The sequence below is a fragment of the Actinomycetospora sp. CA-053990 genome (assembly GCF_050948445.1).
Taxonomy (GTDB): Bacteria; Actinomycetota; Actinomycetes; order Mycobacteriales; family Pseudonocardiaceae; genus Actinomycetospora; species Actinomycetospora callitridis.
The window spans coordinates 1,409,646-1,436,008 of the sequence record NZ_CP192043.1; the positions used below are offsets into that span (position 1 = coordinate 1,409,646).

A 26,363-nucleotide genomic window follows, 5' to 3' on the forward strand; every position below is an offset into this window, starting at 1 on the left:
CGAGGACCCCGTGACCGATCCGTTCGTCCTGACCCTGAGCTGCCCGAACCGGGCCGGCATCGTGCAGGCCGTGAGCAGCCACCTCGGCGCCTACGGCTGCGACATCGTCGAGCACCAGCAGTTCGACGACCCCGTGAGCGGGCGCCTGTTCATGCGCACCCGGGCGTCGACCGACACCGAGCTCGACACGCTGGCCGCGGGCTTCGCCGACGTCGCCGCCGCGTTCGGGATGGAGTACGCGTTCCACCCGCGCCGCGACGTGCGGGTGCTGGTCATGGTGTCGAGGTCGGGACACTGCCTGAACGACCTGATCTTCCGCTGGCGCACCGGCAGCCTCGACGGCGACCTGGTGGGCGTCGTGTCCAACCACGAGGACCTGCGCGCCATGGCCGAGTCCGCCGGCCTGCCGTTCTTCCACGTGCCCGTGTCCCCGGCGACGAAGGCGGACGCCGAGGCCGAGCTGCTCGCCCTCGTCGACGACCTCGACGTCGAGCTCGTCGTGCTCGCCCGCTACATGCAGATCCTGTCCGACCGCACCTGTGTGGCCCTGCGCGGGCGGGCCATCAACATCCACCACTCGTTCCTGCCCGGCTTCGTGGGCGCGAAGCCCTACCACCAGGCCTACGACCGCGGGGTGAAGCTCGTCGGGGCGACCGCGCACTACGTCACCCCGGACCTCGACGAGGGGCCGATCATCGAGCAGGAGGTGGTCCGCATCGACCACTCCTACGACCCCGAGGCCCTGCAGACCGTGGGGCGCGACGCCGAGGCGCTGGCGCTCTCGCGGGCCGTGCGCTGGCACTGCCAGCGGCGGGTGCTCGTGGACGGGCACCGCACGGTCGTGTTCCGCTAGAGGGGTCCTCCGCTAGCTAGGTCTCGCCCCGGTACCCGAGCTTCGCGGACAGCTCGGCCGCGCCCTCCCGGAGCTCGCCCACGATCGCGCGGGCCCGGCGGCGCGGGAGCCGGTAGGCCGGGCCGGTGGCGCTCAGGGCCGAGCCGACGGTGCCGTCGAAGGAGAAGACCGGCACGCCGACGGCGTGCATCCCGACCTCGAGCTCCTCGAACGAGCGGGCGTGGCCCTCGTCGAGCACGCGGGCGAGCTCGGCGCGCAGGTCGGCGGCGGTGACGATGGTGTCGTCGGTGAACCGGGTGAGCTTCTTGCGCAGCACCTGGCGCCGCTCGTCCTCGGTCATCCACGCGAGCAGCACCTTGCCCGCGGACGAGGCGTGCAGGGGCGTCCGGCGGCCCACCCAGTTCTGCGACGTGATGGCGGCCGTGCCGTCCTCCTGGGCGACCGTGATGCCGGCCTCGCCGTCGTGGACGGCGATGTTGACGGTCTCGCCCAGGCTCTCCGCGAGGCGCTGGCAGATCGGCTGGCCGAGCCGCGCCACGTCGAGGCGGGCCGTGGTGGCCGCCGCGAGCCGCACGATGCCGAAGCTCAGGGTGTACTTCCCCCGCTCGGAGAGCTGCTCGAGCAGGTTGCGGTGCTGCAGCGCGGCGACGAGGCGCGACGCCGTCGACTTGTGGACGTCGAGCTCCTCGGCGATCTCGGTGATCCCGACCTCGCCGCGGGTGGCCACGAGTTCCAGGATCGAGATCGCGCGGTCGACCGATTGGACCGAGGACGCCTTCTCCGTGGATTCCTCCGGTCCCCGCGTCGCAGACATCATCGTATGCTACCTGACAGTAGGTGGAGCGCGGTCACCGCATTCGTCGGTGGGTGGGCCGACCTTTCTCCGCAATTCGCGGTGGAATACCGGGAAATGCGTTCAGTCGGTCGAGTCGCGCCGGATGGCCTGTGCGAGCTCGCTCAGCAGGCCGGTGAGACGGCCGGCGCAGGTCGGGCAGACGCAGTCGCTGCCGTGCACGGCGAGCTCGTCGGCCACGGCGAACGCGTCGCGGTAGCGCGCCGGGCCCGCCGCGGTCGCGAGCGGGTCGGCGTCGTCGGAGGGGCTCCCGGGGGAGACAGGGTGCATGGTGTGGTCCTCGTGTCGGTGCTGGTCAGGGTGGTGGGACGGTCAGTCGATCTTCTTCTGGACCCAGTCGTGGAACTCGCCGATGTGGTGCTCGCTCGGGACGAGCACGCCGCCGCGGGCGTAGGCGCGGGAGTCCATCGCCACCTGACAGCGCTCGCAGGCGTCGAAGTCCTGCTGGTTCACCCGGTGGAAGAGCTCCACCGAGCGCTCGATGTCGGCGCCCGAGTCGACGACCTCGGGGAGGTAGAGCCAGTCGCAGCGCACGAGGGTTCGCGTGGGTGAGAGCGGGAACATGCGGTGGAACACGACGTGGTCGGGGACGAGATTGATGAAGACCTGAGGCCGGACGGTGATGGCGTAATAGCGCCGATCCTGGTCCTCGGCGACGCCGGGAATGCGATCGAGGCCTTCCGAGCCGTCGACGGTGAACCCCGCGACGTCGTCGCCGAATGCGGCGCCGTGGCCGACGAAGTACTGCGCGGCGAGGCCGTCGGCGAACTCCGGGAGGACCTCGGTGAGCTCCGGGTGGATCGTCGCGCAGTGGTAGCACTCCATGAAGTTCTCGACGATCTGCTTCCAGTTCGCCGCCACGTCGTACTCGATCCGCCGGCCCAGCTTCAGATCCGCCACCTGGTAGCCGACGATCGCGTCGGGGGAGCCCAGCCGCTCGCCGACGTCGGCGATCACCGTGTCCTCGAAGGACGGCGGCTCGTCGGCCAGGCACAGCCAGACGTAGCCGAGCCACTCGCGCACGTGCACGCGGTTCAGGCCGAACTCGACGCGGTCGACGTCCGGCATGTCGCCGATGTTGGGCGCGGCGATGAGCTTGCCGTCCAGGCCGTAGGTCCAGGCGTGGTACGGGCACTGGAAGGACCGGCGAACGGCGCCCTTCTCCTCGGTACACAGCCGTGCGCCGCGGTGGCGGCAGACGTTGAGGTAGGCGTTGACCGCACCGTCGCGTCCGCGGGCGACGATCACGCTCTCCCGGCCGACCTGGACGGTCTCGAAGGCACCGGGGCCCGGGATGTCGGTGGCGAGCACCGCACAGAACCACTGCGTCTCGAAGATCAGGGCCTGCTCGGCCGCGAAGATCGTCGGGTCGGTGTAGTACCGGCCGGGCAGCGTGCCCCGCAGGCTCGCCGGCAGCCCCGACACCGTCGGTGCCATCTCTCCAGTGGTCATTGAATCCGTGCTCCTCGGAGTGCGGCAGGGGCGGGGCGACGGCGCCGTGGCGGGAGTGTTGCGTCCGTGTTGCGTATAGAACAACGTGGTTCGCAGTACGCAACACACACGGTCCGATCGCCGAGTCGCGTTGTCAAGGGTCCGCGCCGGTGACTTCGTCTCACCTCTCGACGGATCTCGGGCAGGACACCTCTTGACAAGCGGTTCCGTCTCTCCCACCGTCAACTGTTGCGAGATGAGCACCGTGTTTCTCATCGCGCAACGCACTCCAGCCCGTGGGTGTTCGCTCACCGGTCGTCAGCGATGAGGCTCGACCGGCTCGTCCCCCGAGACCTCCCGACCCCGGGCCCGACGGCCACGCGGGGGCGTGAGGACACGCGCGCGCGATCCGCGCGCCACCCCCCAGTACCGCAGGCCGACCAGGAGGCCGCATGAAGACCATCGCGATCGTGGGAGGGTCCGTCGCCGGGGTCCGGTCCGCCGAGGCCCTGCGCGCCGCGGGCTACGACGGACGGCTGGTGCTCGTCGGCGACGACGTGCACCGGCCCTACGACCGGCCGCCGCTGTCGAAGGGGTTCCTCGACGGCAGTGTCGACGAGGACGGGATCGGCCTGCTCGACCCGGCCGACGACGACGAGCTCGCGCTGGAGCTGCGGCTCGGTGTCACGGCGTCCCGACTGGATGCCGCGGGCGGGCGCGTCGTGCTCGCGGACGGCTCCGACGTCCGCGCCGACGGCGTCGTGCTCGCCACCGGCGGGCGGGCCCGCCGCCTGCCGGGCACCGAGGGCGTCGAGGGCGTGCACGTCCTGCGGACCCTCGACGACGCCGTCTCGCTCCGGGCGGCCCTGCGCGACGGCGCCCCCCGGGTGGCGATCGTCGGGGCCGGCTTCATCGGCGCCGAGGTGGCGTCGACGTGCCGCGCGCTCGGCCTCGAGGTGACCGTCCTCGACGGCACCGATCTGCCCCTGGCGCCCGCCCTGGGGCGCCGCATCGCCCGCAGCTGCGTCGACCTGCACGCCGCGCACGGCACGTCCCTGCAGGTCGGCGCCGCCGTCGCGGGTCTGGCGACGGTCCCGAGCGGCGAGGGCCGCCGGGTCGTCGGCGTCGAGCTGGGCGACGGCAGCACGGTCAAGGCCGACATCGTGGTGGTGGGCATCGGCATCGTCCCGAACACCGAGTGGCTCGAGGGGTCGGGCGTCACGCTCGACCGCGGCGTCCGTACCGACGCAGGGCTGGTCACCGACCTCCCGACCGTCGTGGCCGTCGGCGACGTCGCCCGGTGGACCGACGGGGCCGAGGCGGGCACCCACCGCCACGAGCACTGGACGAGCGCGGGGGAGCAGGCCGCCGTCGCGGCGGCGAACCTGCTCGGTGGGCGCGGCAGCGCGACCTTCCGGCCCAGCGGCTACGTCTGGTCCGAGCAGTACGGGCGGATGCTGCAGCTCGCCGGGCACCCGTCGGTCGACGACGAGGTCGAGATCGTCGACGGCGACGTCGCCGACGGCCGGTTCGTCGCGCGCTACACCGACGGCGCAGGCACGACGACCGGGATCTTCGGCATGGGCAACCCGCGCATGTTCGGGCGCTTCCGTCGCACCGAGCTCCGGCGTCCCGCGTAGAGCGCCTACTCGCCCGGGCGCTCCAGGGGCACGCCGTCCGCCGACACCGGCGGCGGCGGGAGCTCGGCACTTGAGGTGAGCGGTGCGGCCCCCGCGAGCGGCTGACCGGCGGACTCCCGCAGGAACGCCACGCTCACCAGGCCGACCACCCCCGCCGCCACGAGGTAGTAGCCCGGCCAGTCGAGGTTCCCGGTGGCCGTCGTCGCCGCGGCGATGACGGTCGGCGCGGTACCGGCGAACACCGAGACGGAGACGTTGAACGTCAGGGCCAGACCGCCGTAGCGCACGAGCGTCGGGAACATCGCCGGCAGCGTCGACGGGGCGACCGCGGCGAAGCAGACGAGGCTCGCCCCCATCAGGACGAGGCCCGCGAGCTGGCCGCCGAGGCCCTGGCGCAGCAGCCAGACCGACGGCAGGCCGAGGACGACCAGCGAGAGGCTCCCGGCGAGCAGGACCGGCCGGCGCCCGATGCGGTCGGAGAGCCGGCCCAGCGAGGTGATCACCGCGAGCATCGCGACCATGACGATCACCTGCAGCAGCGTCGACGTGGCCGTCCCCGTCCCCGTGCCCGTCTCGCCGTGCTCGGCCAGGGTGCTCGTGAGGTAGGTCGGCACGTAGCTGGTCATCACGTAGTTGGCGATGTTCCAGGCCACGATCAGGCCCCCGGCCACGACGAGCGCCCGGCGGTGGCGGCGGACGAGGATGTGCAGCGCGCGCCGCAGCGGCATCGTCGCCAGCGCGGGGGAGCGTTCCATGAGCTGCCGGAAGGCCGGGGTGTCCTCGAGCCGCAGGCGCAGGTAGATGCCGACGACCCCGAGGGGCAGCGCCAGCAGGAACGGCACCCGCCAGCCCCAGGCGAGGAGGTCGTCGTCTCCCAGGAGGCCGATCACGGCCGCGCTCACGCCGGCGCCGAGCGTGTAGCCGGTGATGGTGCCGAACTCCAGCCAGCTCCCGAACACCCCGCGACGCGAGTCCGGGGAGTACTCGGCGATCATCGTGAGCGCGCCGGTGTACTCCCCGCCGGCCGAGAACCCCTGCAGCATGCGGATCGCCAGCACGAGCACCGGGGCCGCCGCGCCGAGCGCGCCGTGCGTCGGGACGAGCCCGAGGAGCACGGTGGCCACCGCCATGAGGAGCACCGTCATCGACAGCACGCGGGTGCGGCCGATGCGGTCACCCAGCGGGCCGAAGACCAGGCCCCCGAGCGGGCGCATCAGGAACGCGGCGGCGAAGGCGCCGAGCGTGTAGACGGTGGCCCACGGGCCCGCGTCGGGGAAGAACACCCTGCTCAGGGCCGCCCCGGCCAGGTAGGAGTAGATCCCGAAGTCGTACCACTCGGCGACGTTGCCGATCGCCGCGGCGGCCGTCGCGCGCCGCAGGGTGTGCTCGCCCTCGACGGCCCGGGCGACACCGTGTCCCGGGGGCGGTCGCTGCGAGGTCATGGGGCGGCCATCGTAGCGTGTTCGAAATATCAGTGGAATATCAATCGTCGATGCTTCTCGCGACACATCTCGTGGAGACGTCGGCCAGGGAGGTTGACGGCCGACTTCCGAAGCCTCACCCTGGTGTTGCGGATTACAGGACTCGATGCGCATAGCGCAACAGGAGCTCGACATGATCTACGTGGCGGAGCTGGCCGACATCCCCGAGGGGGAGTCGGTGCGGGTGCAGGGCTCGGTGGCCATCGCGGTCTTCAACGTGGACGGCGATCTCTATGCCATCGACGACACGTGCACCCACCAGGACGCGTCGTTGTCCGACGGCTGGCTCGAGGGCTGCGCGGTCGAGTGCCCGCTGCACGCGGCGTGCTTCGACCTGCGGACGGGTCGCCCCAGCGGCCCGCCGGCGAAGAAGCCGGTGCGCACCCACGAGGTACACGTCGTCGAGGGCGTCGCCTACGTCCAGGAGACGGTGACGGTGGAGGCCGCTGCCGCGCCCGCGCAGCAGGTGACCGCGGCGTAGCCCGTCGTCACAGCGCGCGGCGCTCGGGCCGCAGCGCCGTGGTGATCCCGTCGAGCCGGGGGCGCCAGCCCAGGCCGACCAGGGCGCCGACGCCCACCATCACCACGAGCAGGGCCTGCCCGGGGAGCGCGAGCCAGAAGAGCCCGACGACCAGCGCCACGGTCACGAGCACGACGGCGGCTCGCCCGCGCGCCGCCCGTCGACGGCGGACACCGGGCCGGCGCATCCGCCGGGCCAGGGAGGGGTCGTCGCGGGCGAGCGCCCGTTCGGTCTCCTCGAGCACCGTGCGTTCGTCGTCGTCGAGCATCGCGGGGTCCTTCCCCCTGGAAGCGCCGGCCGTCCGGGATCACCGGCCGTCGGGGGAGACGTTCGCGCGCCGGCCGCGGCCCGTTCGGTGGCGATCCGGCCGGATGCCCGGGCGCGTGGTCCGGCTCACGCGGCCTTGAGGGTGCCGCGACGGCACGGCGTCCCCTGGGTGCAGCTCGCACCCCGGGAGGACGGAAATGCGCCGCAGCCCCGCTGTCTGGTTCGCCTCGTACGGCATGTCCCTGCTCGGCGCCGGCATCGCCAGCGTGGTCATGCCGCTGCTCGTGCTCGAGCGCACGGGCGACGTGCTCGCCGCCGGTGTGCTCGCGACCGTGACGACGGCGGCCGCGGCGGCGACCGGCCTGCTCTCGGGCCTGCTCGTCGACCGCATCGACCGACGCGTCGTGGCGGTCGTCTCCGACCTGCTCTCCGCGCTCTCGCTGGCCGCGCTCCCGGTGGTGGACGCCCTGTGGGGCCTGGACATGACCGCGTTCCTGGTGCTCGGCCTGATCGGTGCCGTCATCCGCGTGCCGGGCATGACCGCCCAGGAGTCGGTGCTGCCCGTCCTCGCGCGGCTCGGGGACGTCCGCCCGGGGCGCCTGGACCGCCTCATCGCCACCCGCGAGACCGTCGGCAACGTCCTGCTGCTGGCCGGGCCCGGGCTGGGCGGCCTGCTCGTCGGGCTCCTCGGCCTGTCGCCCGCCCTCGTGCTGACGACCGCCGCCACCAGCGTCGGGGCCGCGGTGCTGACGCTCGTGCTCGATCCCCGGGTCGGCGTCGTCGGCCCGCGCGACCGCACCCGCCCCGGCGGGGCGGTGCGCCGCGCCGTCACCGACCTCGTCGTCTCGTGGCGGTTCCTGGCCGGCCACCGGCTCGTCCTCGGGGCCACGCTCGTCGGCGCGACGTTCGTCGCCGTCCTGAGCTCCCTGCAGAGCACGCTGATGCCCGCCTACTTCACCGCCGAGGACCTCCCGGCGCTGACCGGGCTGACCCTGAGCGCGATCGCGGGCGGCAGCATCGCCGGCTCCGCGCTCTACGCCGCCACCACCGGCCGGGTGCGCCGTCGCACGTGGTTCGTGATCGGCATGACCGGCACCCTCGCCGGGTTCGTCGCCGTCGGCAGCATGGCCTCGCCGTGGCTGGTCCTCGCCGGTGCGGCGCTGGTCGGGCTCACCAACGCCCCGGCCTCGGCCGTGCTCGGTGTCCTCACCGTGGAGGCCACCCCCGACGCCATGCGCGGCCGGGTGCTCGGCGCGCAGAACACCGTCATGCTCTCGGCCCCCGCCCTGACCAGCGCCCCGCTCGCCGCCGTGGCCGCGACGGCCGGGCTGCCCGCCGCCGGGCTCGTGATCGCCGCGCTCGCCGGCCTGACCGCGATCGTCGCCCTCGTCGTGCCGGCGTTCCGCGCGCTGGACGAGCCGCAGGGGCCGCCGGCGACCCACACGGCGGCCGTGCTCGTGTCAGGCGGTGGCGTCGCGACCGCTCCAGAGCCGCCGGCGTGAGGTGTCGATGGTGCTCATCTCCTCGAGCATCGTCGCGAGGTTGTTCTCCAGGTGCTCGCGGACCGCGGCGCGGACCGTCTCCGGATCGCGGGACCGGGCGGCGTCGACGAGCTCGTCGTGGGCGTGGGCCCGGCGGGTCGCGAACGACTCGGGCGCCTCGACGGGGTCGAACACCAGCCGCGTGTAGCGCTCGGAGGCGTCCCAGAGCGGGGCGAGCATGCGCCGGTCCCAGTCGCTCGCCGCCGGCTCGATCATCGCGGCGTGGAACGAGCGGTGCGGTTCCCAGAACGCCTCGCCGAGTACGTCGCCGAACGTCGCGCGCACCATCCCGTCGAGCGCGGCGATCTCGGCGTCGGTGCGGTGCGGGGCCGACAGCGCCGCCAGCTCGGGCTCGACCGTGATGCGCAGCCGGTAGAGGGCGCGCAGGTCGTCGGCGTCGAGCGGGGTGACCGTCGCGCTGCGCGAGGGGCTGAGGGTCACCAGCCCCTGGGCCTCGAGCTGGCGCAGCGCCTCGCGGACCGGGACGTGGCTCACGCCGAGGCGTTCGGTGAGGGCGGGCACCGTGAACGGCTGACCCGGCGGCAGCGCCCCGGACAGGATCGAACGGCGGATCTCGTGCAGCACGAGATCCACCGCCGACGCCTTGCGCGCCGCCACCGACTGCACCCCCGGGACCGTCACGGCGAGCAGCCTAGCGCAGATTGACATCTTATAAGTTAGCGCCCTAGCGTCCGGGGTGGCCCGCGTCACGCCGCCGTGACCACCGACCCGGAGGTGCTCGTGTCCTCACCACCGACGCCCTGCTCGCTCGACCGTCCCGGGACCTCCGACGAGGCCCGTGCCCTGCGCGCGGAGCTGGTCGGACGGGCCCGCGAGATCGTCCCCGTGCTCGCCCGCAACGCGCCCCGCACCGAGGAGGACCGTCGGGTCGTCGAGGAGAACATCGCCCTGATCGACGAGGCCGGTCTCTTCTCGATCATGCGGCCGAGGCGGCTCGGCGGGCTCGAGACCGACATCCGCACGAAGCTCGAGGTGTCCCGCGAGCTGGCCCGCGGCTGCGGCTCCACCGCGTGGGCGACGACGCTCATGAACGTCTGCCCGTTCTTCGCCGGCCTCTTCCCCGACCAGGCGCAGCGCGACGTGCTCGAGGACTCGCCGGGCCACCGCATCGCCGGGGTGCTCGCGCCGACGGCGGAGGCGACCCGGGTCGACGGCGGCTACCGCGTGACCGGCTCCTGGGGCTGGGCGTCGGGCTGCCTGCACGCGCAGTGGGCCGTCGTCGGGTTCCCCGTGCCGGACGAGCACGGCGAGATCGTCGACCAGGGCCTGGCGCTGGTGCCGATGACCGACATGTCGATCGAGGACACGTGGTTCGTCGCCGGCATGCGCGGCACCGGCTCGAACACCCTGGTCGCGCGCGACATCCTGGTGCCCGAGCACCGGGTCATCTCGATCCCGGCCGCGATCGGCGGGCGCTACGCCACCGAGCACACCGACGAGGCGCTCTACCGGTCGGCGTTCATCCCGGTCGCCGCCATCGTGCTCGCCGGCCCGCAGCTCGGCCTGGCCCAGGCGGCCCTGGACCTGGTGCTCGAGAAGGCGCCGAAGCGCGGCATCTCCTACACGTTCTACGACACGCAGACCGAGGCGCCGACCGTGCAGCTCGCGGTGGCGAAGGCCGCCTCGCTCATCGACGCGGCGCACCTGTTCGCCTACCGCGCGGCCGCCGACATCGACCAGGCCGCCGCCGACGGCGTCTACCCCGACTACGCCGCCCGGGCGCGCGTCCGGATGGACACCGGCGCCGCCATCGAGAACGCCCGCGAGGCGATCCGCACGCTGGTCTCGGCGCACGGGGCCGGCTCGTTCGCCGAGGTCAGCCCGATGCAGCGAATCTGGCGCGACTCCGAGGTCGCGTCCCGCCACGCGGTCATCAGCCCGGCCATCTCGTCGGAGGTCTACGGCCGGGCGCTGCTCGGCCTGACCGACGGCGTGACAGCACTCGTGTAGAGCCCCTGGAGAAGGAAGGACACACGTGCGCATCGCCAATCACGCGGGCCGGCTGGCCCTGGTGGAGCCCGACGCCGAGTCGGCGGGGGGCCTGCGTGGACTCGACGTGGAGCGGGCCAGCGACGGCCGCTTCACCGCCGACCCGCAGGCCGTCTACGACCGGTGGACCGAGTTCCGGGACTGGGCCGCGTCGGCGGACCTCGCCGCCGCCGTCCCCCTCGGCACGGGCGCGCTCGGGCCGGTCGCCCCGCGGCCGCCGCAGGTCTTCGCCGTGGGGCTGAACTACCGCGACCACGCCGCCGAGTCGGGCATGGAGCTGCCGACCACGCCGCTGGTGTTCACCAAGTACGCGTCGAGCTTCACCGGCCCCCAGAGCGACATCCGGCTCTCGCCCGGCACCGTCGACTGGGAGGTCGAGCTCGTCGCCGTCATCGGCGCGGGTGGCCACCACATCCCGGCGGCGCAGGGGTGGGACCACGTCGCCGGCCTGACCGTCGGCCAGGACATCTCCGACCGCGTCACCCAGTTCGCCGCCCCGCCCCCGCAGTTCGGGATGGGCAAGTCCTACCCCGGGTTCTCGCCGATGGGCCCGGCCCTCGTCAGCGTCGACGAGCTCCGCGCGGCCGGCCTCGACCCCGACGACCTGGAGCTGGGCTGCCTCGTCAACGGCGAGAGCGTCCAGAAGGGCCGCACCGGGGCGATGATCTTCTCGGTCCCGGACCTGGTCGCCGAGCTCTCGGCGATCGTCACGCTGCTGCCCGGCGACGTCGTCTTCACCGGCACCCCGGCCGGGATCGGCGCCGGGCGGACCCCGCCGCGCTTCCTCGGCGACGGCGACGAGCTCGTCACCTGGTGCGCCGGGATCGGCCAGATGCAGCACCGGTTCGTGACAGGAGACAAGGCGTGACCATCCTCGAGGCCGCCGACCGCGCGGCGACGTTCGTCCGGCACACCTACCCGGAGCAGACCGTGGACCTCGGCGAGGTCCGCATGAACTACGCCGTCGCCGGCGACCCGTCGCTGCCCGCGCTGCTCCTGATCCCCGGGCAGTCCGAGTCGTGGTGGGGCTACGAGCCGGCGATGCCGCTGCTCGCCGAGCACTTCCACGTGCACGCCGTCGACCTGCGCGGGCAGGGACGGTCGACGTGGACGCCGGGCCGCTACACGATCGACAACTTCGGCAACGACCTCGTCCGCTTCATCGACCTCGTGATCGGGCGGGAGACGCTGGTCAGCGGGATGTCCTCCGGCGGGATCCTCTCGGCCTGGCTCTCGGCGTACGCGAAGCCCGGCCAGATCCGCGCCGCGGTCTGGGAGGACCCGCCGCTGTTCTCCAGCCAGACCACGCCCGCGATCGGGCAGAGCATCCACCAGGCCATCGGCCCGGTGTTCGCGGCGTGGAACAAGTGGCTTGGCGACCAGTGGTCGATCGGCGACTGGGCGGGGCTCATGCGGGCGTTCCCGACCGAGATCCCGATGCCGATGCTGGTCAACCTGGCCGCGATGATCCCGCCGGACGAGAACGGGGGCCCCGCCGACGGCGTGCCGCAGAACCTGCGCGAGTACGACCCGGAGTGGGGACGGGCGTTCGTCTCCGGCACCGCCACCGCGTCGTGCGACCACGTGACGATGCTCGAGCAGGTCCGCGTCCCGGTCCTGCTGACGCACCACTTCCGCACCGTCGACGCCACGACGGGCCGCCTCGTCGGGGCGTCGTCCGACGACCAGGCCCGGCGCGCTCGGGAGATCGTCACCGCCGCCGGCGGGCGGATCGACTACCGCGACTTCCCGGACGCGCCGCACGCGATGCACGAGCACCTGCCGAAGCAGTACGTCGAGGCCGTCCTCGACTTCGTCGCGACCCTCGACCGATAGGAGACGTCATGGCCGGAGAGCACCTGCAGGCCCCGATCATCCCGCCGAAGCTGCACCACGCCACGTTCCTGACGCTCAAGCTGGACGAGATGGTCCGCTGGTACGGCCTGGTCTGCGGGCTGTACCCCGTGCACTACGCCGAGAGCGCGGCCTGGCTGACCAACGACGAGGCCAACCACCGCATCGCGCTCATCGCCCACCCCGCCGTGCACCGGCCGGTGGACAAGCCGACCAGCGCCGGCCTGCACCACACGGCGTTCGAGTACGGCTCGTTCGGCCAGTGGCTCGACAACTACGAGCGGCTGCGCGACCACGGCATCACGCCGTTCATGTGCGTCGACCACGGCATCACGATGTCGATGTACTACGCCGACCCCGAGGGCAACGGGGTGGAGATCCAGTTCGACGCCTTCGGCGACTGGGCGGTCTCCAAGGAGTGGATCTGGGCGTCGCGCGAGTTCGCCGAGAACCCCATCGGCGAGTGGTTCGACCCCGACAAGCTCGTCGAGGCCCGCGCGCAGGCCGTGTCCGAGGACGAGATCCACGAGGGGGCGCGCGCCGGGAAGTACCGGCCGGAGGACGTGCCCGCGGACATCCTGCTGCCCGAGGTCTACTAAGCCGTGCGCTCCACGCAGGTGCTCGTCTCCGGCGGCGGCCCGGTCGGGCTCGCGGCCGCGGTGGAGCTCGGTCGGCGCGGCGTCGAGTGCCTCGTGGTCGAGCCGCGCGCGACGGTGTCGCACGCCCGGCCCCGGTGCAAGACGGTGAACGTGCGCACCATGGAGCACCTGCGCCGGTGGGGGATCGCCGACCGCCTGCGCGACCGGGCCCCGCTGCCGCGCGGGTTCTCCACCGACGTCGTGTTCTGCACGTCGCTGGTGGGTCGCGAGCTCTCGCGCTTCACCGGCGTGCTCGGCCTGGCGGCGCAGGGCGGCCGCTTCCCGGAGGTCGGCCAGCAGGCGCCGCAGTACGTGCTCGAGGAGCTGCTCCGGGAGGTCGTCCTCGGGCTCGACACGGTGACGCTCGCGCTGGGGTCCCGCGTCACCGGGCTGCTGCAGGACGCCGACGGGGTGACGGTGCGCCTGGACGACACCGAGTCGGTCCGGGCCGACCACGTCCTCGGGTGCGACGGCCCGCGCAGCGCGGTGCGTGAGCTCGTCGGCGCGGACTACGTCGGCGAGCACGCGCTGCGCCCGAACTTCGGGATGGTCTTCCGGGCGCCCGGTCTCGCCGAGCGTGTACCGCACGGGTCGGCGGTGCAGTACTGGACGGTCAACCCGCAGGCGCCCGCGCTGCTCGGCCCGCTCGATCCGGCCGACGGCACCTGGTGGGTCATCGCGTTCGGCGTCGACCGCGCCACCGGCGAGCGCGACGGCGCGGCGTTGATCGACGCGGCGGCGGGCGTGCCCGTCGGCGCCGAGGTGCTCTCGACCGACCCGTGGACGGCGCGCATGCAGCTCGTGGACCGGGCGAGCGTGGGCCGGGTGTTCCTCGCCGGGGACGCTGCCCACCTCAACCCGCCGTTCGGCGGGCACGGGCTCAACACCGGGATCGGCGACGCCGTCGACCTGGGGTGGAAGCTCGCTGCCGTCCTGCAGGGGTGGGGCGGGCCGGGGCTGCTCGAGAGCTACGAGGCCGAGCGGCGCCCCGTCCAGGACCGCGTCGTGAAGGCCGCGAGCGAGAACATGCGGACGCTGTCCGGTGACCTCGTCGCCGACGACCTCGAGGCCGACACCCCGGCCGGGGACGCCGCCCGCCGGCTCGCCCACCAGCGGATACAGGAGGCGAAGAGCGCCGAGTTCCACGCGCTCGACCTCGTCCTCGACGTCGGGGTGGCGGGCTCGCCAGTGGTGGCCGACGGGGCGGGCGACCGGCTGCCCCACGCGTGGTTGCCCGACGGCCGGTCGCTCTACGACGTCCTCGGTGCGGGGTACACGCTGCTGGCGCCACCCGGCTTCGTGGGTGCGGCGCTGGTCGACGCCTGCGCCCGGCGCGGCGTCCCGCTGGCCGTCGCGCCGCTGCCGGACGGGGACGAGGCCCTGCTGGTCCGGCCGGACCAGCACGTCGCCTGGCGCGGCGGGCACCCGCCCGCCGACCCGGTGGCGCTGGTGGAGCGCGTCACGGGCTGAGTCGCGGCGCGGCTCAGGACTCGGGGGCCGGCACCACCAGGACGGGGCGGTGGGCGTGGTGGAGCACGGCCATGGCCGTGCTGCCGAGCACCAGCTGGCGCAGCGTCGAGCGTCCCCGCGAGCCGACGACGACGACCCCGGCCTTGCGCGCGGCGGCCTCGGCGCCGAGTGCCTCGGCGGTCGCGCGCGGGCCCCAGCCGTGCGCGCGCACGGACACGGCCTCCGGCGGGCCGCCCTCCTCGTCCACGGACGCGGTGACGTGGACGTCGATCCGTTCGCGGCCGGGCAGCAGCGCCGCGGCCGCCGCCCCCGCACGGGCCGCGCCCTCGGACCCGTCCTGGGCGATCACCACCGGGCCCGTCGCCGCGCGGGCGCGCTCCCAGCTCATCAGCGGGGGCACGACCAGCACCGGGACGGGGCTGTGGTGGACGGCGAGGTCGGAGACGCTGCCCAGCAGGGCGGACGCCCCGCCGAGGCCGCGCGAGCCGACCACCATCGCGGCGGGCCGGAGCTCGGCGGCGAGGAGGGCGAGCTCGGCGCCCGGGTCGCCGTAGGAGCGGCGGGTGAGCGGCTCCGCCGACCAGCCGGCCGCGCGGGCCAGCGCCGTCCCGTCGGCGGCGACGTGCTCGGCGTCGATGCCGCACTCCCGCTGCATGAGGTCGCCGAGGTCGCCCAGCCTGCCGATGTGGTGGGTCACCCGCTCGCGCAGCGCGGGGTCGGTGCCCGGGGGCGCCCACACGTGCACGACCCGGGCGGCGAGGTCGGGCAGGACGCGCGCGCCGACCGCGATCGCCCGGGAGGCCTCGCGCGAGCCGTCGAAGCCGACGAGGACCACGCCCGCGCCACCGTCTGTGCTCATGGCGGCGAGTATGCCGCGAATCGGGCATCTCCCCGTTCCGTGTGTGGTGGGCGCACGCCCGCCGCGTCAGGGGCAGACTCGCGCACGGCGTGCCGACGACCGAGGAGGAGACGGACGGATGAGCGATCTCGACGTGGACGTCGTGGTGATCGGGGCCGGCCCGGTGGGCGAGAACGTCGCCGACCGAGCCCACCAGCAGGGGCTCTCCGCGGCGATCGTCGAGGACCGGCTGGTCGGGGGTGAGTGCTCCTACTACGCGTGCATCCCGTCGAAGGCGCTGCTGCGCCCGGTCGACCTGCTCGCCGCGACACAGCGCGTGCCCGGTGTCGAGGCCGGCCCGATCGACGTCGCGAAGGTCCTGGAGCGCCGCGACGGGTTCGCCGCCCCGGACGACTCCGGCCAGGCCGGTTGGCTCTCCGGCGCCGGCATCACGCTGCTGCGCGGGCGCGGGCGGCTCACCGGCGAGCGCGCCGTCGAGGTCACCCACCACGACGGCACCACGACGTCCGTGGCCGCCCGGTACGTCGTCGTCGCCACCGGCTCGGTGCCGGCGTTCCCGCCGGTCGACGGCCTGGACACGGTGAACGCCTGGACCAACCAGGAGGCCACCCAGGTCAAGGAGATCCCGGCGTCGCTGCTGATCCTCGGCGGCGGCGTGGTCGGGGTGGAGATGGCGACGGCCTACCAGCGCCTCGGCGCGCAGGTCACGCTCGTCCAGCACGGGGACCGGCTCCTGCCGACCACCGAGCCCGAGGCAGGGCGCCGGGTGCAGGCCGCGCTCGAGGCCGACGGCGTCGACGTGCGGCTCTCCACGTCGATGACCGCGGTCCGCCGCGACGGCCCGGACGTCGTCGCGACGCTCGACGACGGCGCCGAGGTGCGCGGCGCCGAGCTGCTCGTGGCCGCCGGGCGCCGGCCCGCGACCTCCGACATCGGCCTCGACACGGTCGGGCTCGAGCCCGGCGGGCACCTCGAGGCCGACGACGCGACGACGGTGCTCGGCGACTGGCTCTACGCGGTCGGCGACGCCTCCACCGGCGCCCAGCTCACGCACATGGGCAAGTACCAGGCGCGGATCTGCGGCGACGTGATCGTCGCGCGCTCGCGCGGCCAGGAGCTCGGCGGCCGGTACTCCCACCACGCCACCACCGCCGAGCACACCGCGGTCCCGCAGGTGATCTTCACCGACCCGCAGGTGGCGAGCGTGGGCCACACCGAGGACTCGGCGCGCCGGGCCGGCCTGTCGGTGCGCGCGGTGAGCTACGAGATCGGGAACGTCGCCGGCGCCTCGCTCCAGGCCGACGGCTACGACGGCGTCGCCATGCTCGTCGTCGACACCGACCGCGGCGTGGTCGTCGGCGCGACCTTCGTCGGCCAGGACGTCGCGGACATGGTCCACGGGGCGACGATCGCGGTCGTCGGCGAGGTGCCGCTCGAGCGCCTCTGGCACGCCGTGCCCTCGTTCCCCACCATGAGCGAGGTCTGGCTGCGCCTGCTCGAGACCTACGGGCTGTAGGAGCCTCGGTCCGGCTGGACGATCTCCGCCTCGCCGACCTTCTCGTTGGCGAGCGTGGTGATCTCGCCCGTGGTCGTCCCGGTGTCGAAGAGGACCGCGAGCGGACCCTCGTTGCGCAGGATGTCGACGACGTCGTGGAAGCGGGCGAGGGCGTAGTAGAGGACCACGAACTCCTCGGGCGAGCCGAGGCCGCCGCCCACGGCCGGCTCCGCCGCGAGGAACTGCAGTTGCGCCACCCAGGTGTCGCCGCGGTAGCAGTCGACGACCGCCCGGGCGTTCTGCCACTGCGCACCGGCCGCGAGGTAGCGCAGCGTGTAGGTGTCGAAGGACTTCACGACGATCGCCACCTCGCCACGCTGACGGAGATCGCTCCTGGCGGCAAGACCGGGCTAGCCTGTGCGACCTCGACGAGGAGGCCGAGCCCGTGATCTTCATCGTGATCAGCATCGACGTCCGTCCGGACCGGCGGGACGCCTTCCTCGAGGGCATCCGGCGCTACAGCGCCCAGGTGCGCGAGGAGCCCGGCAACCTGCACTTCACGTGCTACGAGAGCGTCGAGGGCGGCGACGAGTACGTCGTGGTGGCGAACTACCGCGACCAGACCGCCGGCGAGGCGCACGTGTCCTCGGCGCACGCCCAGTGGTTCTTCGGGTGGCTCCCGTCGGTGGTCGCGCGCGTCCCGAAGATCGTCTACCAGGAGCTGCCCGCGGGCGTGGACTGGTCGGAGATGGGCGAGGTCGCCGCGCACATGTGAGCGCCGCTCGTAGGCTCACGGCATGTCGTCCCCGACGCCGTCCGAGCCCCCTGCCGACCTGCGCGCCGCGGTGGACGCGGTGCTCCCCGACGCCCGCGCCGACCTCGAGGCGCTCGTGCGCATCCCGAGCATCTGGGCCGACCCGGCCCACGCGGAGGACACCCGGCGCTCGGCCGATGCGGTCGCCACCCTCGCGCGGGGGGCCGGGGCGCAGCGGGTCGACGTCATCGCTGCCGAGGGCGGCGCGCCGGCCGTCGTCGCGCACTGGCCCGCCCCCGACGGCGCTCCCACGGTGATGCTCTACGCGCACCACGACGTCCAGCCCACCGGCGGCGACGAGCTGTGGACCACGGCGCCGTTCGAGCCCCACGAGCGCGACGGCCGCCTCTACGGGCGCGGGGCCGCCGACGACAAGGCCGGCGTGATGACCCACCTCGCCACCCTGCGGGCCTTCGACGGCCGGCCGCCGGTGGGCGTCCTGCTGTTCGTCGAGGGCGAGGAGGAGTCCGGGTCGCCGACGCTGCCCGCGCTGCTCGCCGAGCACCGCGACTCCCTCGCGGCCGACGTCATCGTGATCGCCGACGCCGCCAACCCCGCCGTCGACGTCCCCGCGCTCACCACGAGCCTGCGCGGCCTGGCGAACATCGTCGTCGAGGTCTCGATGCTCGAGCGCGCGGTGCACTCCGGGATGTTCGGCGGCCCCGCGGGCGACGCCCTGACCGCCCTGTGCCGCCTGCTCGCGACGCTGCACGACGACAAGGGCGAGGTCGCGGTCGCGGGCCTGACCGTCGGGACGTCGGAGGCGCCCGACGTCGAGGAGGACACCTTCCGCGGCGACGCCGGCCTGCTCGACGGCGTCGAGCTCCTCGGCACCGGGACGATCACCGAGCGCCTCGCCCACCAGCCGGCGATCGCCGTGCTCGGCATCGACGCGCCGGCCGTCGACGGGTCGGCGAACATCCTGCTGCCGCGTGCCCGCGCGATGGTCAGCGTCCGGTTGGCTCCCGGCGACGAGTCGGGGCGCGCCGTCGAGGCCGTCACCGAGCACCTGCGTCGCCACGTCCCGTGGGGTGCGCACCTCGAGGTCACGACGCGGGCCACCGGCGAGCCGTTCGCGCTCGAGGCCACCGGCGACGTCTACGACCTCGCCCGCGACGCGCTGTCCGCCGCGTTCGGCCACGGCACCGTCGAGATGGGCATGGGCGGCACGATCCCGTTCATCGCCGAGTTCGCGCGGACCTTCCCCGGCGCGGCGGTGCTGGTCACCGGCGTCGGCGACCCGGCCAGCCGCTGGCACGGCGTCGACGAGAGCCTCCACCTGGGGATGTTCGGGCGCTGCGTGCTCGCCGAGGCGATGCTGCTGCGCTCCCTGGCGCCCGCCGCTCGCTGAAGGGTCAGCCTGCGGCAGTGACCGCCCCGGTGACGGGCCCCAGCGCGATCGTCCGGCCTCCGGGTCCCGGGGCCCGGGCGGTGATGGTGACCTCGTCCCCGTCGGCGAGGAAGGTGCGCCGGCTCCCGTCGGGGAGCGTGAGCGGCTCACGGCCGTTCCAGCTCAGCTCGAGCAGTGACCCGTACTGGTCGTGCTCGGGACCACTGACCGTCCCGCTGGCGAGGAGGTCGCCGGGTCGCGTCGGCGCACCGTTGGACGTCAGGTGGGCGAGCTGCTGGGCGGCGGTCCAGTAGGTGGTCCGGAACGGCGGGCGGGAGATCACGTGCCCGTTGAGCCGGACCTCGAGGGCGAGGTCCAGGGCGGCGTCCCCGGGGTCGACGAGGTGGGGCAGCAGCGGCACGTCGCGCGGGGGCGGGTCGATGCGCGCGTGCTCGAGCGCCGCCCACGGCACCACCCACGCCGAGATCGACGTCGCGAACGACTTGCCGAGGAACGGGCCCAGCGGCACGTACTCCCAGGCCTGCACGTCGCGGGCGGACCAGTCGTTGACCAGCACCACCCCGAAGAGGTGGTCGGCGGCCTCGCCGACCGGGATCGGCTCCCCGAGCGCGCTGTGCCCGCCGACCACGAACCCGACCTCCGCCTCGATGTCGAGGCGCTCGGTCGGCCCGAACGTCGGCGGCCCGTCGTCGGTCAGGCGCTGACCGTTCGGCCGACGCACGGGCGTGCCGGAGACGACGACCGACCCGGCCCGTCCGTGATAGGCGACGGGCAGGTGCTTCCAGTTCGGCGCCAGGGTCGGCGACTCGGGACGCAGGATGCGCCCGACGTTCGTGGCGTGGTGCTCGCTCGCGTAGAAGTCGACGTAGTCGCCGACGGTGAAGGGCAGGTGCATCGTCACCGCCTCGCGCCGGTGGCGCAGCGGTCGCGGCGCGCCGGTGGTCCGCCGGTCGGGAGACCCCAGCCAGCCGGTGAGGGCCTCGCGCACCCGGCGCCACAGGGTCGGGCCCCCGCCCAGCAGCGGGTCCAGCGAGGGCACGTCGAGGACGTCGACCAGCGCCGATCCGTGGGCCGCGGCGAGGGCGCCGGCGTCGATCACCTCGTCGCCGAGGGCCACGCCGAGCCGGCGGCCGTCGCCGGCGTCGAAGACGCCGTAGGGCAGGTTGTCGAGGCCCCAGCCGTCGTCCGGGGTCACCGCGCCGGTCCGCGACCCGCCCAGGTCCAGGCGTAGCGCCCGTCGTCGGACGCGACCCCGCCCTCGCCCAGCTCGAGGGGCCGGAACGTGTCGACCATGACCGCGAGCTCGTCGAACGACTCCGCACCCAGGGACCGCTCGACGGCGCCGGGCTGCGGCCCGTGCGAGTGGCCGCCGGGGTGCAGGCTCACCGAGCCCTGCCCGATGCCCGAGCCCTTGCGCGCCTCGTAGTTCCCGCCGCAGTAGAACATGACCTCGTCGGAGTCGACGTTGGAGTGGTAGTAGGGCACGGGCACCGACAGCGGGTGGTAGTCGACCTTGCGGGGCACGAAGTTGCAGATCACGAAGCCGTCGCCCTCGAAGACCTGGTGCACCGGCGGGGGCTGGTGCACCCGCCCGGTGATCGGCTCGAAGTCGGCCACGGCGAACGTGTACGGGTAGAGGCAGCCGTCCCAGCCCACGACGTCGAACGGGTGGGTCGGCACGATGTAGCGGGTGCCGGTGACCCCGCCGCGGGAGTCGCGGTGCTTCACGAACACCTCGACGTCCGCGTGGAGCTCGTCGGCGACCAGCGGCCCGTCCGGCCCCTGGATGTCGCGCTCGCAGTAGGGCGCCGTCTCGAGGAACTGGCCGTAGCGCGACAGGTACCGCGCGGGCGGCGCGATGTGCGAGTTCGCCTCGATCACGTAGCAGCGCAGCGGCTCGTCGCCGCCCGGGAGCCAGCGGTGGGTGGTCGCGCGGGGGAGGAGCACGTAGTCGCCGCCGGTGACCGGGAGCGTGCCGAAGACCGTCTCGACCACGCCCCGTCCGGACTCGACGTAGACGCACTCGTCGCCGACCGCGTTGCGGTAGAGCGGCGACGTCTCCCCGGCGACGACGTAGGAGAGGCGGACGTCCGCGTTCCCGAGCACGAGCCGCCGGCTCGTCACGGGGTCGGCGGCCTTCCACTCCTGGCCGGGGAAGAGGCCGTGCAGGTCGAGGTGCCGCGGCAGCAAGGGCTGGTTCACCGTCGTGGTGAGGTCGCCGGGCGTCCACGAGGTGGCGTCGACGATCGCCGAGGGGATCGCGAGGTGGTAGAGGATCGAGGAGTCCGAGCTGAAGCCCTCCTCGCCCATCACCTCCTCGGCGTGCAGGGCGCCGGAGACGTGCCGGTGCTGGGTGTGGCGCTTCGGGGGCACGTCCCCGACCCGTCGGTAGTACATGGGCTCCTCCTGGTCACCAGCGCAGCGGCAGACGCGTCAGGCCGTTGATGAAGTTCGACGTCAGCCGCCGCGGGGCGCCGTCGAGCTCGACCTCGGGCAGCAGGTCGAGGAACGCGGTGAAGAACTCCCGCATCTGCAGGCGCGCGAACTGCGCGCCCAGGCACAGGTGCGGGCCCTGGCCGAACGCGAGGTGGTCGCAGGGGTCGCGGGCGACGTCGAAGCGGAACGGGTCGGCGAAGTGGCGTTCGTCGTGGTGCGCGGACACGTGGTAGACGACGACCTTGTCGCCCGCCGCGATCTCGACCCCGCCCAGCGTCGTGTCCCGCGCCGCCGTGCGGCGGAAGGTCAGCACCGGCGGGTGCCAGCGCAGCATCTCCTCGAGCGCACCGGGCAGCAGCGAGCGGTCCGCGCGCAGACGGCGGTACTGCTCGGGATGCTCGACGAGCGCGAGGACGCCGCCGGGCAGCGCGGAGCGGACGGTGTCGTTGCCGGCGATCGTGAGCAGGAAGAAGAACATCTGCAGCTCGGTGTCGTCGAGCGACTCCCCGTCGACCCGGGCCTCGACGAGCGCGGTCATGACGTCCTCGGCGGGGTGGCGACGCTTGTGGTCGGCCAGCTCGCCCGCGTAGGCGAACATCTCGGCGAGCATCGCCGGCGACCGCGGGTTCACCGGCCGCCCGCGCTCGTCGCGGACGACCTGCGCGTGCTCGTCGTCCTGGTAGCCGATCACGCGGTTGGTCCACGCGAGCAGCAGGTGCCGGTCGGACTCGGGGACGCCCATGAGCTCGGCGAGGTTGGCCAGCGGGAAGTCGTCGGTGACCTGGCGGGGCAGGTCGCACGCCCCGGCGCCGGCCACGTCCGCCAGCAGGCCGCGGGCCCGGGCGGCGACGTCGTCGGTGAAGCGCTCGAGGCGCCGCCGGGTGAACGCGGCCGTCACGAGCTTCCGGAGCCGCTGGTGCTCCGGCGGGTCCATGTTGAGGATCATCCGGCGGATGAACGGCAGGTCCTCCGGCTCGGGATCGCGGATCTGGGTCGCGCCCCGCGCCGAGCTGAAGACCTCCGGGGTGCGCAGGACGTACCGGACGTCGTCGTAGCGCGTGACGGCCCAGAAGCCGGGGCCGGCCGGCCAGTCGCCGACGGCGTGCTCGTCCTGCCAGGCGACCGGCTGCTCGTCCCGCAGCCGCCGCAGCGCCTCGTGCGGCACCCCGCGGGCGAAGACGGCCGGATCGAAGACGTCGTCCTCCGCACCCAGGCGCGTCATCCTCGACCTCCCCGGTGAACGGTCTACCACGGGGACGACGCCTGCTACCAGGGACGCCGTCGGGGCCTCCCCGCCGGCCCGGCAGGGCCGTTCGGCGCTCGCCGGGGGCCGTCGCGGCGGGCTACGTTCCGCTCCTGATCGCTCGACGCGAGGAGCACGGGATGGCCCAGCCGGCGACCGCTGACGACCTGGCCCTGCTCGACGCGTACTGGCGGGCGGCGAACTACCTCTCGGTCGGGCAGATCTACCTGCTGGACAACCCGTTGCTGCGGGAACCGCTGCGCCCGGAGCACGTCAAGCCGCGGCTGCTGGGGCACTGGGGCACGACCCCGGGGCTCAACCTCCTCTACGCGCACATGAACCGGGCGATCCGGCAGCGGGACCTCGACACGCTGTACGTCACCGGGCCCGGGCACGGCGGACCGGGGCTCGTCGCGAACGCGTACCTGGAGGGCACCTACAGCGAGGTCTACTCGAGCCTCGGCGAGGACGTCGACGGGATGCGGGCGCTGTTCCGGCAGTTCTCCTTCCCCGGCGGCATCCCCAGCCACGTCGCGCCGGAGACGCCGGGCTCGATCCACGAGGGCGGCGAGCTCGGTTACGCGCTCGTGCACGCCTACGGCGCGGTGTTCGACAACCCGGGACTGCTGGCGCTGTGCGTCGTCGGCGACGGCGAGGCGGAGACCGGGCCGCTCGCCGCGAGCTGGCACTCGAACAAGTTCCTCGACCCGCGCCGCGACGGCGTCGTGCTGCCCGTGCTGCACCTCAACGGCTACAAGATCGCCAACCCGACGGTGCTCGCCCGCATCCCCGACGACGAGCTCGCCTCGCTGCTGCGCGGCTACGGCCACACGCCGCACTTCGTCGTCGGCGACGAGCCGTCCGCCGTGCACCAGGAGCTGGCCGCCACCCTCGACACCGTCCTCGACGACATCGCCGCCATCAAGGCCGACCCGGGCTCCACGCGTCCCGCCTGGCCGATGATCGTTCTGCGGACGCCCAAGGGCTGGACGGGGCCGAAGGAGGTCGACGGGAAGCAGGTCGAGGGCACCTTCCGCTCCCACCAGGTCCCGCTCGCCGGCACGCGGACCGACCCCGGGCACCGGGCCCAGCTCGAGGAGTGGATGCGCAGCTACCGCCCCGAGGAGCTCTTCGACGCCGACGGCCGCCTCGTCCCGGAGCTCCGCGCGCTCGCGCCGGAGGGGGATCGGCGGATGAGCGCGAACCCGCACGCGAACGGCGGTCGCCTCCTGCGGGACCTCGCGATGCCGGACTTCCGGGACTACGCCGTCCCGGTCGAGCAGCCGGCCGCGTCGATGAGCGAGGCGACCACCGTCCTGGGCCAGTTCCTCCGGGACGTCGTGGCCCGCAACGACGACCGCTTCCGGCTCTTCGGCCCGGACGAGGTCGCGTCCAACCGCCTGCAGGCGGCGTTCGAGGTGACCGACCGGGCCTGGAACGCCACCGTGATCGACGGGGACGACCACCTCGCCCCGGGCGGCCGGGTGATGGAGATCCTCTCCGAGCACCTGTGCCAGGGCTGGCTCGAGGGCTACCTGCTGACCGGACGGCACGGCCTGTTCACCAGCTACGAGGCGTTCGTCCACATCGTCGACTCGATGCTCAACCAGCACGCCAAGTGGCTCAAGACGACGCTCGGCATCCCGTGGCGCGCACCGATCGCGTCATTGAACTATCTGCTCTCCTCCCACGTCTGGCGTCAGGACCACAACGGGTTCTCGCACCAGGACCCGGGCTTCCTGGACCACGTGATCAACAAGAAGGCGGAGATCGTCCGGGTCTACCTCCCGCCGGACACCAACACCCTGCTGTCGGTGGGCGACCACTGCCTGCGCAGCAGGCACTACATCAACGTCATCGTCGCGGGGAAGCAGCCGCAGCTCACCTACCTGACGATGGACCAGGCGATCGCCCACTGCATCCGCGGCGTCGGCATCTGGGAGTGGGCCGGGAACACCGAGGGCGAGCCGGACGTCGTCCTCGCGTGCGCGGGGGACATCCCGACCCTGGAGACCCTCGCCGCGGCGAAGCTGCTGCGCGAGCACTGCCCCGACCTCGAGGTGCGGGTGGTGAACGTGGTCGACCTGATGAGGCTGCAGCCCGCCAGCGAGCACCCGCACGGCATGTCGGAGAAGGACTTCGACGCGCTCTTCACCCCGGACAAGCCGGTGATCTTCGCCTTCCACGGCTACCCGTGGCTCATCCACCGGCTCACCTACTCCCGGAGCAACCACCGCAACCTGCACGTCCGCGGCTACAAGGAGGAGGGCACGACGACCACGCCCTTCGACATGGTGATGCTCAACGACCTGGACCGCTTCCACCTGGTCATGGACGTCATCGACCGCGTCCCGGCGCTGGGCAGCAACGCCGCGGTCCTCCGCCAGCGCATGGAGGACGCCCGGCTCGCCGCCCGCCGCTACACCCGCGAGCACGGCGAGGACGATCCGGCGATCTCCGGGTGGACCTGGGAGTGAGCCGGGTCCTCGTCGTCAACGCCGGCTCGTCCAGCCTCAAGCTGCGCCTGCTCGGCGGGGACGACACCGTCGAGCAGGCGGCGGACGTCGAGGCGGGACCGGACGGTGTGGCCCGCGACGACCTGACGGCCCTGCTCGACGGCTGGGCGACGCCGGACGCGGTGGGCCACCGGGTCGTCCACGGCGGCACCCGGTTCACCCGGCCCACCGTGATCGACACCTCGGTCCGGCACGCCCTGGAGGAGCTCGGCTCCCTCGCGCCGCTGCACCAGCCGAAGTCCCTCGCCGGGCTCGACGCCGTGTCGCGGCTGCTGCCGGACGTGCCCGCGGTGGCCTGCTTCGACACCGCCTTCCACGCCACGATCCCGGACGCGGCCGCCACCTACGCCGTCCCGGCGCAGTGGCGGGAGCGCTACGCGATCCGCCGCTACGGCTTCCACGGGCTCTCCCACGGCTACTGCGCCGGGCGCGTGGCCGAGCTGACGGGGCGGACCGGCCAGCGGGTGGTGACCTGCCACCTCGGCGCCGGGGCGTCCCTCGCCGCGGTGGTGGACGGCCGCAGCGTCGACACGACCATGGGGTTCACCCCGCTCGAGGGCCTGGTGATGGCCACCCGCTCCGGGAGCGTCGATCCCGGGCTCGTCCTCTGGCTCGAGGAGCACGAGGGCCTCGCCCCGCACGAGATCGCGACGGCGCTGGAGACGCGGTCGGGGCTGTCCGCGCTCGCCGGGACGGCGGACATGCGCGAGATCGTCGCCGCCGTCGGGCGGGACGAGCCGGACGCGACGCTCGCGCTCGACGTCTACCTGCACCGCCTCGTGGGTGGCATCGCCTCGATGGCCGCCGCGGCCGGCGGTCTCGACGTCCTGGCGTTCACGGGCGGGGTGGGGGAGAGGGCGCCCCTCGTGAGGCGGCGCGCCGCCGAGCGGCTCGCCTTCCTCGGCGTGGACGTCGACGGGTCGAGGAACGACGCCGCCGAGGGCGACACCGACATCGGCGCCGAGGGCGCCGCGGTGGCGTCGTTCGTGCTGGCGGCCCGCGAGGACCTGGCCATCGCCGCGGGGACCCGTGCCGCGCTCGTCGGCTGAGCTTGCCCCGTGAGTGCGCCCCGGGACGCGGACCGATCAGGT

At 73.7% G+C, this 26,363-nt stretch carries 25 protein-coding genes; 14 read left to right on the forward strand and 11 right to left on the reverse strand.

Annotation, left to right across the window (positions count from 1 at the left end; translation table 11 throughout):
• Nucleotides 1–10: 10 nt before the first annotated feature.
• Entirely contained in the window at nucleotides 11–853 is an 843-nt protein-coding gene (gene purU, locus ACQPYN_RS07285) for a formyltetrahydrofolate deformylase (protein WP_433035187.1), read from the forward strand.
• 16 nt (nucleotides 854–869) lie between these two features.
• On the opposite strand, the gene ACQPYN_RS07290 is transcribed toward purU, so the two are convergent.
• From ACQPYN_RS07290 to ACQPYN_RS07300, 3 genes are all read right to left on the reverse strand, one after another.
• Nucleotides 870–1,667, reverse strand: coding sequence for an IclR family transcriptional regulator (locus ACQPYN_RS07290; RefSeq protein ID WP_433035190.1), 798 nt, complete (start codon nucleotides 1,665–1,667; stop codon nucleotides 870–872).
• Nucleotides 1,668–1,769: 102 nt separating this feature from the next.
• On the reverse strand, nucleotides 1,770–1,976 hold the full coding sequence (locus ACQPYN_RS07295; protein ID WP_433035193.1) for a hypothetical protein: 207 nt from the start codon (nucleotides 1,974–1,976) through the stop codon (nucleotides 1,770–1,772).
• Between the two features lie 42 nt (nucleotides 1,977–2,018).
• The gene (locus tag ACQPYN_RS07300; protein WP_433035196.1) at nucleotides 2,019–3,158 is read right to left on the reverse strand and encodes an aromatic ring-hydroxylating oxygenase subunit alpha; all 1,140 of its coding nucleotides are present in this window, start codon (nucleotides 3,156–3,158) and stop codon (nucleotides 2,019–2,021) included.
• A gap of 431 nt (nucleotides 3,159–3,589) precedes the next feature.
• Between ACQPYN_RS07300 and ACQPYN_RS07305 the strand changes: the two genes are divergently transcribed.
• Nucleotides 3,590–4,777 (forward strand): NAD(P)/FAD-dependent oxidoreductase, encoded by a 1,188-nt coding sequence (locus ACQPYN_RS07305; protein ID WP_433035199.1) that lies wholly within the window; start codon nucleotides 3,590–3,592, stop codon nucleotides 4,775–4,777.
• A gap of 5 nt (nucleotides 4,778–4,782) precedes the next feature.
• On the opposite strand, the gene ACQPYN_RS07310 is transcribed toward ACQPYN_RS07305, so the two are convergent.
• Nucleotides 4,783–6,219: an MFS transporter gene (locus ACQPYN_RS07310; protein WP_433035202.1), complete on the reverse strand. Its 1,437-nt coding sequence runs from the start codon at nucleotides 6,217–6,219 to the stop codon at nucleotides 4,783–4,785.
• A gap of 172 nt (nucleotides 6,220–6,391) precedes the next feature.
• Here ACQPYN_RS07310 and ACQPYN_RS07315 point away from each other — a divergent pair, with 172 nt between their 5' ends.
• Nucleotides 6,392–6,739, forward strand: a complete 348-nt coding sequence (locus ACQPYN_RS07315; RefSeq protein WP_433035205.1) for a bifunctional 3-phenylpropionate/cinnamic acid dioxygenase ferredoxin subunit — start codon at nucleotides 6,392–6,394, stop codon at nucleotides 6,737–6,739.
• Nucleotides 6,740–6,746: 7 nt separating this feature from the next.
• Here ACQPYN_RS07315 and ACQPYN_RS07320 read toward each other — a convergent pair whose 3' ends face one another.
• Nucleotides 6,747–7,046 carry a DUF3040 domain-containing protein gene (locus ACQPYN_RS07320; protein ID WP_433035208.1) on the reverse strand — a complete coding sequence of 100 codons (300 nt, stop codon included), beginning with the start codon at nucleotides 7,044–7,046 and terminating at the stop codon, nucleotides 6,747–6,749.
• 196 nt (nucleotides 7,047–7,242) lie between these two features.
• Here ACQPYN_RS07320 and ACQPYN_RS07325 point away from each other — a divergent pair, with 196 nt between their 5' ends.
• Nucleotides 7,243–8,547, forward strand: a complete 1,305-nt coding sequence (locus tag ACQPYN_RS07325; protein ID WP_433035211.1) for an MFS transporter — start codon at nucleotides 7,243–7,245, stop codon at nucleotides 8,545–8,547.
• Here the strand turns inward: ACQPYN_RS07325 and ACQPYN_RS07330 are convergent.
• Entirely contained in the window at nucleotides 8,506–9,228 is a 723-nt protein-coding gene (locus ACQPYN_RS07330; RefSeq protein WP_433035214.1) for a GntR family transcriptional regulator, read from the reverse strand. The two genes, ACQPYN_RS07325 and ACQPYN_RS07330, sit on opposite strands and share 42 nt — an antisense overlap.
• A gap of 75 nt (nucleotides 9,229–9,303) precedes the next feature.
• Between ACQPYN_RS07330 and ACQPYN_RS07335 the strand changes: the two genes are divergently transcribed.
• Genes ACQPYN_RS07335 through ACQPYN_RS07355 form a run of 5 tightly spaced genes read left to right on the forward strand, consistent with a single transcriptional unit; the run spans nucleotide 9,304 to nucleotide 14,558 of the window.
• Nucleotides 9,304–10,557 carry an acyl-CoA dehydrogenase family protein gene (locus ACQPYN_RS07335; RefSeq protein WP_433035217.1) on the forward strand — a complete coding sequence of 418 codons (1,254 nt, stop codon included), beginning with the start codon at nucleotides 9,304–9,306 and terminating at the stop codon, nucleotides 10,555–10,557.
• Nucleotides 10,558–10,582: 25 nt separating this feature from the next.
• Nucleotides 10,583–11,464, forward strand: a complete 882-nt coding sequence (locus ACQPYN_RS07340; protein ID WP_433035220.1) for a fumarylacetoacetate hydrolase family protein — start codon at nucleotides 10,583–10,585, stop codon at nucleotides 11,462–11,464.
• Nucleotides 11,461–12,432 (forward strand): alpha/beta fold hydrolase, encoded by a 972-nt coding sequence (locus ACQPYN_RS07345; RefSeq protein WP_433035223.1) that lies wholly within the window; start codon nucleotides 11,461–11,463, stop codon nucleotides 12,430–12,432. The genes ACQPYN_RS07340 and ACQPYN_RS07345 overlap by 4 nt, the downstream gene beginning before the upstream one ends.
• 8 nt (nucleotides 12,433–12,440) lie before the next feature.
• Nucleotides 12,441–13,049, forward strand: a complete 609-nt coding sequence (locus ACQPYN_RS07350) for a VOC family protein (RefSeq protein ID WP_433035226.1) — start codon at nucleotides 12,441–12,443, stop codon at nucleotides 13,047–13,049.
• A gap of 3 nt (nucleotides 13,050–13,052) precedes the next feature.
• Entirely contained in the window at nucleotides 13,053–14,558 is a 1,506-nt protein-coding gene (locus ACQPYN_RS07355) for an FAD-dependent monooxygenase (protein ID WP_433035229.1), read from the forward strand.
• A gap of 13 nt (nucleotides 14,559–14,571) precedes the next feature.
• On the opposite strand, the gene ACQPYN_RS07360 is transcribed toward ACQPYN_RS07355, so the two are convergent.
• Nucleotides 14,572–15,417, reverse strand: a complete 846-nt coding sequence (locus tag ACQPYN_RS07360; protein ID WP_433035232.1) for a universal stress protein — start codon at nucleotides 15,415–15,417, stop codon at nucleotides 14,572–14,574.
• Nucleotides 15,418–15,535: 118 nt separating this feature from the next.
• Between ACQPYN_RS07360 and ACQPYN_RS07365 the strand changes: the two genes are divergently transcribed.
• The gene (locus ACQPYN_RS07365) at nucleotides 15,536–16,933 is read left to right on the forward strand and encodes a dihydrolipoyl dehydrogenase family protein (protein ID WP_433035235.1); all 1,398 of its coding nucleotides are present in this window, start codon (nucleotides 15,536–15,538) and stop codon (nucleotides 16,931–16,933) included.
• On the opposite strand, the gene ACQPYN_RS07370 is transcribed toward ACQPYN_RS07365, so the two are convergent.
• Nucleotides 16,921–17,280: a hypothetical protein gene (locus ACQPYN_RS07370; protein ID WP_433035238.1), complete on the reverse strand. Its 360-nt coding sequence runs from the start codon at nucleotides 17,278–17,280 to the stop codon at nucleotides 16,921–16,923. The genes ACQPYN_RS07365 and ACQPYN_RS07370 overlap by 13 nt on opposite strands.
• A 77-nt stretch (nucleotides 17,281–17,357) precedes the next feature.
• On the opposite strand from ACQPYN_RS07370, the gene ACQPYN_RS07375 reads away from it, so the two are divergent.
• Together ACQPYN_RS07375 and ACQPYN_RS07380 are read left to right on the forward strand one after the other, a co-directional pair.
• The gene (locus ACQPYN_RS07375; RefSeq protein WP_433035241.1) at nucleotides 17,358–17,687 is read left to right on the forward strand and encodes a putative quinol monooxygenase; all 330 of its coding nucleotides are present in this window, start codon (nucleotides 17,358–17,360) and stop codon (nucleotides 17,685–17,687) included.
• 22 nt (nucleotides 17,688–17,709) lie between these two features.
• Nucleotides 17,710–19,077: a dipeptidase gene (locus ACQPYN_RS07380; RefSeq protein WP_433035244.1), complete on the forward strand. Its 1,368-nt coding sequence runs from the start codon at nucleotides 17,710–17,712 to the stop codon at nucleotides 19,075–19,077.
• Between the two features lie 4 nt (nucleotides 19,078–19,081).
• Here the strand turns inward: ACQPYN_RS07380 and fahA are convergent, their stop codons facing one another.
• Genes fahA through ACQPYN_RS07395 form a run of 3 tightly spaced genes read right to left on the reverse strand, consistent with a single transcriptional unit; the run spans nucleotide 19,082 to nucleotide 22,735 of the window.
• The gene (gene fahA, locus ACQPYN_RS07385; protein WP_433035247.1) at nucleotides 19,082–20,272 is read right to left on the reverse strand and encodes a fumarylacetoacetase; all 1,191 of its coding nucleotides are present in this window, start codon (nucleotides 20,270–20,272) and stop codon (nucleotides 19,082–19,084) included.
• The gene (locus ACQPYN_RS07390) at nucleotides 20,269–21,474 is read right to left on the reverse strand and encodes a homogentisate 1,2-dioxygenase (protein ID WP_433035250.1); all 1,206 of its coding nucleotides are present in this window, start codon (nucleotides 21,472–21,474) and stop codon (nucleotides 20,269–20,271) included. The genes fahA and ACQPYN_RS07390 overlap by 4 nt, the downstream gene beginning before the upstream one ends.
• 13 nt (nucleotides 21,475–21,487) lie before the next feature.
• Nucleotides 21,488–22,735, reverse strand: a complete 1,248-nt coding sequence (locus tag ACQPYN_RS07395; RefSeq protein WP_433035253.1) for a cytochrome P450 — start codon at nucleotides 22,733–22,735, stop codon at nucleotides 21,488–21,490.
• 161 nt (nucleotides 22,736–22,896) lie between these two features.
• Between ACQPYN_RS07395 and ACQPYN_RS07400 the strand changes: the two genes are divergently transcribed.
• Together ACQPYN_RS07400 and ACQPYN_RS07405 are read left to right on the forward strand one after the other, a co-directional pair.
• Nucleotides 22,897–25,233 (forward strand): phosphoketolase family protein, encoded by a 2,337-nt coding sequence (locus ACQPYN_RS07400; protein ID WP_433035256.1) that lies wholly within the window; start codon nucleotides 22,897–22,899, stop codon nucleotides 25,231–25,233.
• Nucleotides 25,218–26,321 (forward strand): acetate/propionate family kinase, encoded by a 1,104-nt coding sequence (locus ACQPYN_RS07405; protein WP_433035259.1) that lies wholly within the window; start codon nucleotides 25,218–25,220, stop codon nucleotides 26,319–26,321. The genes ACQPYN_RS07400 and ACQPYN_RS07405 overlap by 16 nt, the downstream gene beginning before the upstream one ends.
• Nucleotides 26,322–26,363 lie beyond the last annotated feature (42 nt).

Excerpts from the sequence above, each read along its gene's own strand:
- ACQPYN_RS07290 (WP_433035190.1), bottom strand. The coding sequence starts at position 1,667 with ATGTCTGCGACGCGGGGACCGGAGGAATCCACGGAGAAGGCGTCCTCG.
- ACQPYN_RS07295 (WP_433035193.1), bottom strand. The coding sequence starts at position 1,976 with ATGCACCCTGTCTCCCCCGGGAGCCCCTCCGACGACGCCGACCCGCTC.
- ACQPYN_RS07300 (WP_433035196.1), bottom strand. The coding sequence starts at position 3,158 with ATGACCACTGGAGAGATGGCACCGACGGTGTCGGGGCTGCCGGCGAGC.
- ACQPYN_RS07305 (WP_433035199.1), top strand. The coding sequence starts at position 3,590 with ATGAAGACCATCGCGATCGTGGGAGGGTCCGTCGCCGGGGTCCGGTCC.
- ACQPYN_RS07310 (WP_433035202.1), bottom strand. The coding sequence starts at position 6,219 with ATGACCTCGCAGCGACCGCCCCCGGGACACGGTGTCGCCCGGGCCGTC.
- ACQPYN_RS07315 (WP_433035205.1), top strand. The coding sequence starts at position 6,392 with ATGATCTACGTGGCGGAGCTGGCCGACATCCCCGAGGGGGAGTCGGTG.
- ACQPYN_RS07320 (WP_433035208.1), bottom strand. The coding sequence starts at position 7,046 with ATGCTCGACGACGACGAACGCACGGTGCTCGAGGAGACCGAACGGGCG.
- ACQPYN_RS07325 (WP_433035211.1), top strand. The coding sequence starts at position 7,243 with ATGCGCCGCAGCCCCGCTGTCTGGTTCGCCTCGTACGGCATGTCCCTG.
- ACQPYN_RS07350 (WP_433035226.1), top strand. The coding sequence starts at position 12,441 with ATGGCCGGAGAGCACCTGCAGGCCCCGATCATCCCGCCGAAGCTGCAC.
- ACQPYN_RS07360 (WP_433035232.1), bottom strand. The coding sequence starts at position 15,417 with ATGAGCACAGACGGTGGCGCGGGCGTGGTCCTCGTCGGCTTCGACGGC.
- ACQPYN_RS07365 (WP_433035235.1), top strand. The coding sequence starts at position 15,536 with ATGAGCGATCTCGACGTGGACGTCGTGGTGATCGGGGCCGGCCCGGTG.
- ACQPYN_RS07380 (WP_433035244.1), top strand. The coding sequence starts at position 17,710 with ATGTCGTCCCCGACGCCGTCCGAGCCCCCTGCCGACCTGCGCGCCGCG.
- ACQPYN_RS07390 (WP_433035250.1), bottom strand. The coding sequence starts at position 21,474 with ATGTACTACCGACGGGTCGGGGACGTGCCCCCGAAGCGCCACACCCAG.
- ACQPYN_RS07395 (WP_433035253.1), bottom strand. The coding sequence starts at position 22,735 with ATGACGCGCCTGGGTGCGGAGGACGACGTCTTCGATCCGGCCGTCTTC.
- ACQPYN_RS07400 (WP_433035256.1), top strand. The coding sequence starts at position 22,897 with ATGGCCCAGCCGGCGACCGCTGACGACCTGGCCCTGCTCGACGCGTAC.